Below are 11,115 nucleotides of genomic sequence, written 5' to 3'. Positions count from 1 at the left end.
CGGGGTGGACGGAGCGGAGTTGACGTCACCCGCGAGTGAAGTCCGGAAGTAGGTCTTGACGCCGGGGGCCCCGGCCACCCGCCCCTGCCCAAGATCGCCACCGAGGGCCGCTAACCTTACGTGTCCGTCCTGGCCAGGGATTGACGGGCTTCAACTCATGCGAAGGGTTGCGCACATGGGCATTCTCACTCTCCTGCGGAACGCGTTCGGCGGCCGATCACGCAAGGGCGCTGCCACCGAGGCAGAGGGTGCGGTTCCTTCGCAGGAGGCGACGGAACCGAAGCTCCCGTCCCCCGCGAGCGAGCCGACCCCGGCGACCGCGACGGTCCCCGAGCCCCGTACCGCCACGCCCCCCACCGGCTCCGAGCACGAACTGGTCTCGGCGGCCTTCGACAACGTGTCGGTCCCGAAGCAGACGCCTCCGGCGGGGGGTGAGGAGCCGGTGGCGGCGCCTGCCGCGGGCGGGACGGGGCGCGCCGACGAGGCGACCGCTGAGGGCGCGAAGGACGAGGGCCCCGCCGCCGAGCCGTCGGCGCAGGCTGTGCCCGAGACGCCCGCTCCGGAGCCGGTCGCCGAGGAGTCCCCGTCCGAGGAGCCGGCGGCACAGGCCGGGGCGTCCACGGAGGAGAAGGCGCCCACGGCAGCCCTCACCACCGAGGAGCCGGCCACCGAGCCGACCACCGAGGAGCCGGCCACCGAGGCCGCGTCCGAGGAACCGTCCGCCGAGAAGACCTCCGCCAAGGAGAAGACGCCCGAGGAACCGGCGTCCGAGACGGCCTCCACCGAGGAAGCCCCCTCCGAGAAGACGTCGACCGACGAACCCGTCACCGACGAACCCGCCGCCGAGAAGGCTCCCGCCAAGGCGCAGGCGTCCGAGGAGCCCGCCGACGAAAGCGCCGCCCCCGACGAGGCCCCGTCCGGCGCTGCCAGCACCGAGGTCCCGTCCGACGAACCGGCCTCCGCGGCCCCGGCCGTCGAGACCGCCCCCGCCGGGGAGACCCCTTCCGGGGAACCGGCCGCCGAAAGCGCCGCCTCCGAGGAGGCCCCGGCCGACGAGCCCGTCGCCGAGAAGGCCCCCGCGAAGAAGACCCCCGCGCAGGAGCCGGCCGCCGAAGAGGCCGCCCCCCAGGCGACCCCCGCTGGCGAGCCCGCCTCCGAGAAGGCCCCCGCCGACGAAGCCCCCTCCGAGGCCCCGTCCGCCGAAGAACCCACCGCCGAGGACGCCCCCTCCGCAGAACCCACCGCCGAGGACGCCCCCTCCGAAGAGCCCGCCCCCGCGGCAGCGAAGGCGGGTGGGTCGGGATCCGTGCCGGCCGGGCTCCGTACCGCCTACGACGCCGCCGCCACCATCCTCGCCGCCCACGACCTCACCGGCACCACCGCGCGGACGTACCTGGTCCTGGACCGGTCGGCGAGCATGCGGCCGTACTACAAGGACGGCTCCGCGCAGGCGCTCGGGGAGCAGACCCTCGCGCTCGCCGCCCACCTGGACCCCGAGTCCAAGGTGCACGTCGTCTTCTTCTCCACCGAACTGGACGGCACCGGCGAGCTCACCCTCACCGACCACGAGACCAAGATCGACGACCTGCACGCCGGTCTCGGCCGCATGGGCCGTACCAGCTACCACGCGGCCGTCGAGGAAGTCCTCGCGCACCACACCAAGGAGTCCCCGGACACCCCGGCCCTGGTCGTCTTCCAGACCGACGGCGCCCCGGACGCGAAGACCCCCGCCACCCAGGCGCTCACGGAGGCGTCGAAGACCCACCCGAACGTCTTCTTCTCCTTCGTCGCCTTCGGTGACCCGGAGAACAAGGCCTTCGACTACCTGCGCAAGCTCAAGCTCCCCAACGTCTCCCACTTCCTCGCGGGCGAGACCCCGAAGGAGCTCACGGACGCGGAGGTCTACGAGGGCGTCCTGGCGAACTGGCGCCCCTGACGCCGTGGCACCACCCCTGAGGCCGCCCCTTCCCACCCCGTAAAACGGGAAGCGGGCGGCCCACCCGTGTCGGCTACGATTTCAAGGTTCGCAAGCACACATTTGAAACGACCCGACCTGGGAGCAGCCCCCGATGGCTCGACACCTCATCACCAGCGCCCTTCCGTACATCAACGGGATCAAGCACCTGGGCAACATGGTGGGGTCCATGCTCCCGGCGGACGTCTACTCCCGGTACCTGCGCCAGCGCGGGCACGACGTCCTCTACATCTGCGCGACGGACGAGCACGGCACCCCGGCGGAGCTGGCCGCGAAGGAGCAAGGGCTCCCCGTCGACGAGTTCTGCGCGCAGGCGCACGACGCGCAGAAGGCGGTCTACGACGGCTTCGCGCTGGCCTTCGACTACTTCGGCCGGAGTTCCTCGCAGCAGAACGTCGAGATCACCCAGCACTTCGCCCGCCGCCTCAACGAGAACGGCTTCATCGAGGAGCGGGCGATCCGTCAGGTGTACAGCCCCACCGACGGCCGCTTCCTGCCGGACCGCTACGTCGAGGGCACCTGCCCCCACTGCGGCTACGACAAGGCCCGCGGCGACCAGTGCGAGAACTGCACCCGGGTCCTGGACCCGACGGATCTCATCAACCCGCGCTCGGCGATCTCCGGCTCCACGGACCTGGAGGTCCGCGAGACCAAGCACCTCTTCCTCCTCCAGTCCAAGCTCCAGCACGAGGTCGAGGAGTGGGTCTCCCGGCACGAGGCCGACTGGCCGCAGCTGGCCTCCTCGATCGCCCGCAAGTGGCTGACCGAGGGCCTGCACGACCGCGCGATCACCCGTGACCTGGACTGGGGCGTGCCGGTCCCGGCCGACACCTGGCCGGAGCTGGCGGCCGAGGGCAAGGTCTTCTACGTCTGGTTCGACGCCCCGATCGAGTACATCGGCGCGACGAAGGAGTGGGCGGACGCCGCGCGAGACACAGACCCGGAGAACCGCGACTGGAAGTCGTGGTGGTACGACGTCGACACCGAGGTCCGCTACACCGAGTTCATGGCGAAGGACAACGTCCCGTTCCACACGGTGATGTTCCCGGCCACCGAGCTCGGCGTGCGCGAGCCGTGGAAGAAGGTCGACTACGTCAAGGCGTTCAACTGGCTGACGTACTACGGCGGGAAGTTCTCCACCTCGCAGAAGCGGGGCGTCTTCACCGACCAGGCGCTGGACATCCTCCCGGCCGACTACTGGCGCTACTTCCTGATCGCCAACGCCCCGGAGTCGGACGACTCGTCCTTCACCTGGGAGCACTTCACGGCGACGGTGAACAAGGACCTCGCCGACACCCTGGGCAACTTCGTCAACCGCGTCCTGTCCTTCTCGAAGAAGCGCTTCGGCGAGGAGGTCCCGGCGGGCGGTGCGCCGGGCGAGGCGGAGGCGCGGCTGGGCGAGGAGATCGCCCGCCTCCTCGCCGAGTACGAGTCCCAGATGGAGGCGCTCCAGTTCCGCAAGGCGGCGGCCGCGCTGCGCGCCCTGTGGTCGGCGGGCAACTCCTACCTGGAGGAGAAGGCCCCCTGGCTGGAGATCAAGACGGACAAGGACGCCGCGGCCCTGACGCTGCGCACGGCGATGAACCTGATCCACCTGTACGCGGTGGTGTCGGAACCCTTCATCCCGGCGACCTCGGTCGCCATGCGCCAGGCCTTCGCCCTGCCCGACGACACCGCCACCTGGGTCACCGCCGACGAGGCCCGGTCCCTGACCGCCCTCACCCCCGGCGTCCCCTTCACGGTCCCCCCGGTCCTGTTCGCCAAGCTGACGGACGAGGACCTGGAGACGTACAAGGAGCGCTTCGGCGGCTCCCCGGAGTAGTCCGGAAGCCGTCGCCGTCCGGATACCGACCCGGGCATCGCCGTGTCCGCGCCAAGCCGTATGGTTTGCGCCATGGCAGTGCCCGGGGTCATTCCTGTCGCGTACGAGCCGAAGCACCGCACCGAGACGATCGGGCGGTATGCGGAGGGTCAGTTCCTGGCGTCGATCACGTATGCCTTCCCTGAGGGATTCCGCCTCGAGGAGGGCTGGGAAGATCAGAAACGCCTGTATGCGGTCCTGCACACCTTCGACACCGAGGGCAATTACCGCGACTCGGACATCTGGTGCGCCGGGACCTGGGCGGAGCAGCAGCGCGACCCGGCCGGCGACGCCTCGCCCCTCACTCGCGCCCAGGTCCACCGCGCGACCCTGCTCCGCAGCCTCCCGCGCCGCTCGTACACGGACATCGCGATCCGTCCCTTCAGCGTCGTCCACGAGGGCGTCCGCTTCGGGCTGGTGATCCGCGAGGACGAGGGCGAGCAGTGGGCGGAGCTCTACCCGGACCGCCTCGCCTTCGCGGAACCCTGGGACGGGACCTACGACACGTGAGAGCCGCCGGCTAGGAGAGCACTCCCGCGCCCGTGGTCGTCGCCAGCGACGCCGGCAGGTTCTTCACCGAGGAGGCCGAGGTCTCCAGGCCCGCCGTCAGGGTCGGCGTCCAGTTCACCGTCGTCTTCAGGTCCTTCGAGGACGCGGCGTTGTAGGCGGCGACCAGGTCGGTCGCCGTGCCGTTGACGAGGTTGCCGGAGCCCGCGATCGCGCCCGTGCCGTCGCCGGACAGCAGCTTGGCGACCTTCACGCCCGACGGGACCGTCCAGTAGTTGTTCGCGGCGACGACCTGGGCCTTGGCGCGGGAGTTGATGCTGTACTGCACCGCGTAGCCGTTCAGGGTCGTGACGTCGTAGAGGTTGTTGTAGATGTGGACCTGGCCGACCCGGGCGAGCGGGGCGCGCTGGACGATGCCCTTCCAGACGTTGTGGTGGATCGAGACCCGCAGCTTCCCGCTCGGCTCGCTGTCGCTGCTGCCGATCAGCATCGTCTTGTCGTGGTTGGTGAACCGGTTGCGGGAGACGGTCACCAGGTCCGAGCTCTTGGTGATGTCCAGCGCCCCGTCGTGGATCTGGTACTCGCGGCCGAAGTACTCGGGGTTCGCGGAGTCCAGGTGCGGCGCGTCCGTGAAGGTGTTGTGGTCCGCCCACACATGGGTGGCTCCGCGCAGGGTCACCGCGTCGTAGTTCGAGTTCCAGTTGCCGTCGTCGCCGTCGGTCGGGTCCCACTGCGGGAAGCAGTCCTCGGTGGCGGCGAAGGTGAGGTTGCGGACGATGACGTTGTCCACGTTCTGGATCTGGAGCATGCCGCCGGAGATCCCGGCGTTCGTGCCCGGCTCCCCCACGATCGTGGTGTTCGCGGGCACCTTGAAGACGATGTTCGCGGCCTGCTTCTTCTGCGCCGCGGCCCGCGCGGTCTCCTGCGTGCCCGACGGCAGCTTCGAGCGGCCGTAGGTCGCGGGGTCGTACGCCTTCAGGTACGAGGTGAGCGAATAGCCCGTCCCGGACGCGTAGTTCGCGCAGGTCAGCTTCTTGCCGGCGTCGTCGGTGTTGGCGTCGATGGTGCCCTTGACCTTGATGATCCGCGGGGTCGTGTCGGAGACGGACCCGAGCGCCTTCACGAGCTGCGCCCGCGTGGAGACGGTGAAGGTGTGCGCGGAGCCGGCCTTCGAGCCCCCGGTCGTGCCCGTGCCGGAGGACGCCCAGCCGTCCTTCGCGGCGAGCGTCTGGTGGTACAGGTCCACCGTCCCGGCGTTGGCGTTCATCACGACGGCACCGGCGCCGACGCCCGCGGCCACCACGGCGGCGGAGACGACCAGGGTGCGGCGCTTGCGGAGGGACCGGCGGTGGGAGGCAGAGGCCACGGGGTTTTCCTTACGAGCGGTGGTGGGACAGGTGCGTTTCACGGAGCACCGGCGAAGGCGCTTCCGTCCTCAAGTGGCCGCCGGGACGTGGGGGGTTGCCGGGCCGCGCGGGTTTTTTCACGCCCCCCTCACCAGCCCCTCCCGCATCCCCTTACCCGCCCTTCACTCCTCTCTTACCTGCTTATAAGGTGTGCTGACTCATAGGGAAGGACCCCCAGTTGGGCAGACACGCCCCGAGACGAGCGGGCCGTGCCACGCTCGTCTCCGCCCTGGCCGTAGCGGTGGCGGCCGGCTCGATCACCCTGTTCTCCAGCACCGAGGACACCGGCGCGCAGGCGGCGACAGCAGCCGCGGCCGGCACCACCGAGATCGTCCTGGACGATCCCCGCAGCACCACCCCGCGCGCCGACCGCCTGCTCGCCGCGGGCGCGACCGGCTACCTGCACCGCCAGTCCGGCGTCGCGGGTCTCCTGTGGACCGGTTACGCGGACGGTGTCACCGTGCCCGTCGAGGGCCCGACCGGCGTCTACCAGCCGACCACCACCAGCTGCTACGACATCTCCGCGCGCTGTGCCTCCGGTGTGTTCGGGCAGGCCGCCGACACCGTGGCGCTGCCCCACCGCACCTACGGCGACCCGGTGTCGCTGTGGAGCCCCGGCGGCGGCGCCCTCAGGACCGTGGACCTCAGCCAGTCGGCCACCCGCGTGGGCACGTACGGCGAGACGACCGTCACCGTCGAGTGGAACGGCGTCGTCGACGGCCAGGAACTCGACGGATATGTGCTGCACCTCGTCGACCTGGCCGACGGCAGACAGCGCGACCGCGTGGTCTCCGGGCTGCCCGCCGACGGCACCTGGGAGCGCAACAACGGGCGCACCGGCGACGCGAAGGGCGCCCTGCTGACCTACCCGGTCCGCGACGCGAACGGTGAGTTCACGTCGTACACCGTCGGCTACCTCGACTTCGCCACCGCCGAGCTGACCCCGGCCTTCACCGGCCTGTCCCGGGAGACGGTGCCGGAGGTCGTGCTGACCGAGGACCGCGTCGGCTGGTACACCGAGGCCTCCGGCCTGCACCTCAAGCCGCGTGCCGACCTCACCGCCGCCGAGACCGTCCCGGTGGCCGGCGAGGACCTGGCCGGCACCCCGGTGCCCGTCCTGACCGACGACTGGCTGGTCCTCGCCACCGACGGCGGCCCGGTCCGGGCCGTCTCCCTGGCCGACGGCACCACGAAGACCCTGCTGACCCGGTCGTACGGCACACCCCTGGCCGCCCCCGACGGGACCGCGCTGGTCACCGGCGGCTCCGGCGCGGCCGACTGGTTCGTCCAGCGGGTCGTCACCGGCGCCGACGGCTCCCCGCAGCTGAAGAAACTCGTCAAGGTGCCGCCGCTGGAGAACGCCAAGACGGGCGTCGCCCTGAGCCGCGGCAGCCTGCGGGTGGCGGAGAAGAGCTCCACCAGCTCCATGGACTCCACCTCGGTCCGCACCCTGACCACCGACGGCGCTGCCGCGCTGACCGCCTCCGCGGCCACGGAGGGCGACGCGGTGGCCGCCAAGTGCCCCTACCCGGGCACCACCTGCTCCGCCCTGTGGGGCAACAGCGTCTCCGGCCCCGACGACGTCTTCCTCAACACGTTCGCCGACGTCAACGAGGGCGGCAGCGGTCTGGAGAACGCCGACCAGCTGGTCTCCATCCACGACGGCTGGTCCAACTACACGCTGACGTACGGCACCCAGGACGGCGAGATCGTCGACGTCTCCGACAACTACGCCGTCTACAACTCGGGCGGTGCGACCCCGACGCAGTACATCGGCGAGTTCGGCTACGGCGATCCGATCAAGCGCTCGGTACGCGCCGCCGCGCTGAGCGGCTCCACCCTCTGGAGCGCGACCACCACCCCGGGCAGGCTCACCTCGTACAGCATGACCACGAGGAAGACCCTCTCCACGGTCGACGTCCCGGGCCTCGGCTGCGTGCCGAGCGAGCTCCAGGCGGCGGGCCGCTGGGTGTACTGGTCCTGCGCGGGCGCCTCGGCAGGCGTCTACGACACCAAGGCCGCCAGGTCGGTCGCGGTGACGCCCGGTGACGTCCTGCTCGGCGACGGCTTCACGGTCCGCCACGACCACGGGGCCGACCAGCTGGTCCTCACCGACACGACGACCGGCACCACCCGCGTGGTCGCCTCCGGGCTGCCCGACTCGGGGCTCCCCGTGGACCGCCGCTTCCGGTGGACGGTCGACGAGTACACCGGCCTGGTCGCCTGGTTCGACACCTTCGAGCAGACGCACGTGGCCACCACCGGGGTCACGCCGTCCGCGGTGACGGCGTTCCGCACCGAGACCGAGGGCTACGTGGAGCCCGGTTCCGCGTCGGCCTGGACCGGCCAGTGGGAGCTGTCCCGTCCGGTCACCGACTGGTCGCTGACCTTCACCTCGGAGCAGAGCGGCGCGACCGGCAGGGTCACCCGCACGATCACCGGCGGCGCCGCCTCCGCCGAGGTGACGGCGACCTGGAACGGCACGACGTCGAGCGGGGTCCCCTTCCCCAACGGCGCCTTCACCTGGACGCTGAAGGCGACCGGCCTGGGCACGACCGCCCCGGTCACGGTGACGGGCGGCGAGGGATACCTGCTGCACGGTTCGGCGGTCCGCCACGACTTCACCAGCGCCGACGGCCCGGACGGCCGCGGCGACCTGCTCACCCTCAACACCTCCGGCGGCCTGACCTTCCACAGCGGCACCGGCACGGGCAGGTTCGGCGAGAAGGTCAGCGCCGGCGGCTGGCCCACCACGATCAGGGCGATCCCGTTCGGCGACCTCAGCGGCGACCGCTGCAACGACGTCCTGGTCCGCCTCAGCAGCGGCGCCCTGCGCCTGTACAAGCCCGGCTGCGGCTCCGCGGTGAAGCCGTCGACGTCGTACACCACGCTGAACACCAGCGGCTGGAACCAGTACGACATCCTGACCTCGCCCGGTGACGTCAGCGGCGACGGCCGCCCCGACCTGATCGCGCGCGGGGCGTCCACCGGCACGGTCTACCTCTACAAGGGCACCAGCACCGGCAAGCTCTCCGCGCGCGTCAAGCTCTACGACAACTGGAAGGGCTACAAGAAGATCATCGGCGCCGGCGACCTCAACGGCGACGGCCGCGGCGACCTGCTCGCCCAGGACGCCTCCCACACGCTCTACCGCTACGACGGCACGGGCACCGGCACCTTCAAGGCCCGCGTGAAGCTCTTCACCAACTGGGGCGGCTCCTACAACGCGGTCGTCGGCGTCGGCGACATCACCGACGACGGCAAGGCCGACCTCGTCTCCCGCGACACCGGCGGCACCCTGTGGCGCAACAGCGGCGACGGCAAGGGATCGTTCGGCAGCCGAGCCCAGATCGCCACCGGCTGGCAGGGTTACAAGTTCCTGTCCTAGGCAGCAGAAGGCAGGCGAGGGCGGACTGCGGTTTCCGCACAACGCCGAAGTGGCCCGGAACCGACGTCGGTTCCGGGCCACTTCTCGGGGTCAGCGCCTACTTCGGCTGCGGCTTGCGCACCGACAGGTGCAGCTCCCTCAGCCGGGCCTCCTCCAGCTCCGTCGGCGCGCCCATCATCAGGTCCTGGGCGTTGCCGTTGAGCGGGAAGGCGATGGTCTCGCGGATGTTGGGCTCGTCCGCGAGGAGCATCACGATGCGGTCGACGCCGGGGGCGATGCCGCCGTGCGGCGGGGCGCCGAAGCGGAACGCGCGCAGCATGCCCGCGAACTTCTCCTCGACGGTCTCCCGGTCGTAGCCGGCGATCTCGAACGCCTTGAGCATGATCTCCGGCTCGTGGTTCCGGATGGCACCGGAGGAGAGCTCGACGCCGTTGCAGACGATGTCGTACTGCCAGCCCAGGATGTCCAGCGGGTCCTGGGTCTCCAGGGCCTCCAGACCGCCCTGCGGCATGGAGAACGGGTTGTGCGAGAAGTCGATCGCGCCGGTCTCCTCGTCCTTCTCGTACATCGGGAAGTCGACGATCCAGCAGAACCGGAAGACGCCCTCCTCGAAGTGCCCGGCACGCTTGGCGGCCTCGACGCGCACCGCGCCCATGATCTTCGAGACCTCGTCGAACTCGCCCGCGCCGAAGAACACCGCGTGCCCGGCGGCCAGCGACAGCCGCTTGGTCAGCTCGGCGACGTTCTCCTCGGTGAGGAACTTCGCGATCGGGCCGGACAGCGAACCGTCCTCGGCCACCCGCACCCAGGCCAGGCCCTTGGCGCCCTGCGAGACCGCGAAGTCGCCGAGCTGGTCGAAGAACTTCCGCGGCTGCGCGGAGACGTCCGGCACCGCCAGCGCCCGCACGTGCTTGCCGGCGAACGCCTTGAACTCCGAGCCCTCGAAGACATCGGTGATGTCGACGAGCTCCAGCTTGGCGCGCAGGTCCGGCTTGTCGGAGCCGTACTTGAGCATCGCCTCGCGGAACGGGATCCGGGGGAACGGCGAGGTGACCTCGCGGCCGCCGCCGAACTCGGTGAACAGCTCGGTCATGAGCTGCTCGATCGGCTGGAAGACGTCCTCCTGCTCGACGAAGCTCATCTCGACGTCGAGCTGGTAGAACTCGCCCGGCGAACGGTCCGCGCGCGCGTCCTCGTCACGGAAGCAGGGCGCGATCTGGAAGTAGCGGTCGAATCCGGAGATCATCAGCAGCTGCTTGAACTGCTGCGGCGCCTGCGGCAGGGCGTAGAACTTGCCCGGGTTCAGACGGGACGGGACCACGAAGTCGCGGGCGCCCTCGGGGGAGGTCGCCGACAGGATCGGGGTCGCCATCTCGTTGAAGCCGAGGGCGACCATCTTCGAGCGGATCGAGGCGATCACCGACGACCGCAGCATGATGTTCCTGTGCATGCGCTCGCGGCGCAGGTCGAGGAAGCGGTACTCCAGGCGCCGCTCCTCGTTGACCCCGTCCTCGGTGTTGATCGTGAACGGCAGCGGGGCGGCCGCGCCGAGCAGCTCGACCTCGCCGACCTCTACCTCGACCTCACCGGTGGGCAGGTCCGGGTTGACGTTCTCGGTGCCACGGGAGACGACCTTGCCGTCGACGCGGACCGTGGACTCCTTGGTCAGCTTGTCGAGGGCCTCGTACGCGGGCGTGCCCGGACGGGCGACCAGCTGCGTGATGCCGTAGTGGTCGCGCAGATCGATGAAGAGGATGCCGCCCAGGTCGCGCCGATTGTGCAGCCAGCCACTCAGCCGGACGTCGGTACCGACGTCAGAGGAGCGGAGCTCGCCGCAGGTGTGGGACCTGTACCGATGCATCGTCGTTCATCCAGTCTTCGCGGATCGGGGGGCGTGTTTCACGTGAAACAGCTCCCAGCCTACCGGGGACGCCGAGATCGCCTCCCCACCATTACGACTCGGCCAACAGTGGCACTC

At 70.5% G+C, this 11,115-nt stretch carries 6 protein-coding genes; 4 read left to right on the top strand and 2 right to left on the bottom strand.

The genetic code is table 11. The features are described from left to right. The first annotated feature begins 175 nt into the window (after positions 1-175). The 3 genes from ACIQJT_RS17160 (at position 176) to ACIQJT_RS17150 (ending at position 4,346) form a co-directional block, all read left to right on the top strand. On the top strand, positions 176-1,936 hold the full coding sequence (locus ACIQJT_RS17160) for a VWA domain-containing protein (protein WP_402644203.1): 1,761 nt from the start codon (positions 176-178) through the stop codon (positions 1,934-1,936). Between the two features lie 133 nt (positions 1,937-2,069). Continuing rightward, positions 2,070-3,797: a methionine--tRNA ligase gene (metG, locus tag ACIQJT_RS17155; protein WP_402644200.1), complete on the top strand. Its 1,728-nt coding sequence runs from the start codon at positions 2,070-2,072 to the stop codon at positions 3,795-3,797. Between the two features lie 72 nt (positions 3,798-3,869). Further along, positions 3,870-4,346 carry a hypothetical protein gene (locus ACIQJT_RS17150; RefSeq protein WP_365453239.1) on the top strand — a complete coding sequence of 159 codons (477 nt, stop codon included), beginning with the start codon at positions 3,870-3,872 and terminating at the stop codon, positions 4,344-4,346. Positions 4,347-4,356: 10 nt separating this feature from the next. Here the strand turns inward: ACIQJT_RS17150 and ACIQJT_RS17145 are convergent, their stop codons facing one another. Continuing rightward, positions 4,357-5,709 carry a polysaccharide lyase family 1 protein gene (locus ACIQJT_RS17145; RefSeq protein WP_402644197.1) on the bottom strand — a complete coding sequence of 451 codons (1,353 nt, stop codon included), beginning with the start codon at positions 5,707-5,709 and terminating at the stop codon, positions 4,357-4,359. 218 nt (positions 5,710-5,927) lie between these two features. On the opposite strand from ACIQJT_RS17145, the gene ACIQJT_RS17140 reads away from it, so the two are divergent. Then, complete coding sequence (locus ACIQJT_RS17140; RefSeq protein WP_402644195.1) at positions 5,928-9,137, top strand: FG-GAP-like repeat-containing protein; 3,210 nt, start codon at positions 5,928-5,930, stop codon at positions 9,135-9,137. Between the two features lie 97 nt (positions 9,138-9,234). On the opposite strand, the gene aspS is transcribed toward ACIQJT_RS17140, so the two are convergent. Further along, entirely contained in the window at positions 9,235-10,998 is a 1,764-nt protein-coding gene (gene aspS, locus ACIQJT_RS17135; RefSeq protein WP_053850732.1) for an aspartate--tRNA ligase, read from the bottom strand. Positions 10,999-11,115: the final 117 nt, after the last annotated feature.

The organism is Streptomyces sp. NPDC091972 (genome assembly GCF_044756385.1).
Classification (GTDB): Bacteria; Actinomycetota; Actinomycetes; order Streptomycetales; family Streptomycetaceae; genus Streptomyces.
This window is presented reverse-complemented; position numbering and strand designations above follow the sequence as displayed.

Bases quoted from the DNA above. Each gene is read 5' to 3' on its own strand.
- metG (WP_402644200.1), top strand. From the start codon at position 2,070: ATGGCTCGACACCTCATCACCAGCGCCCTTCCGTACATCAACGGGATC.
- ACIQJT_RS17160 (WP_402644203.1), top strand. From the start codon at position 176: ATGGGCATTCTCACTCTCCTGCGGAACGCGTTCGGCGGCCGATCACGC.
- ACIQJT_RS17150 (WP_365453239.1), top strand. From the start codon at position 3,870: ATGGCAGTGCCCGGGGTCATTCCTGTCGCGTACGAGCCGAAGCACCGC.
- aspS (WP_053850732.1), bottom strand. From the start codon at position 10,998: ATGCATCGGTACAGGTCCCACACCTGCGGCGAGCTCCGCTCCTCTGAC.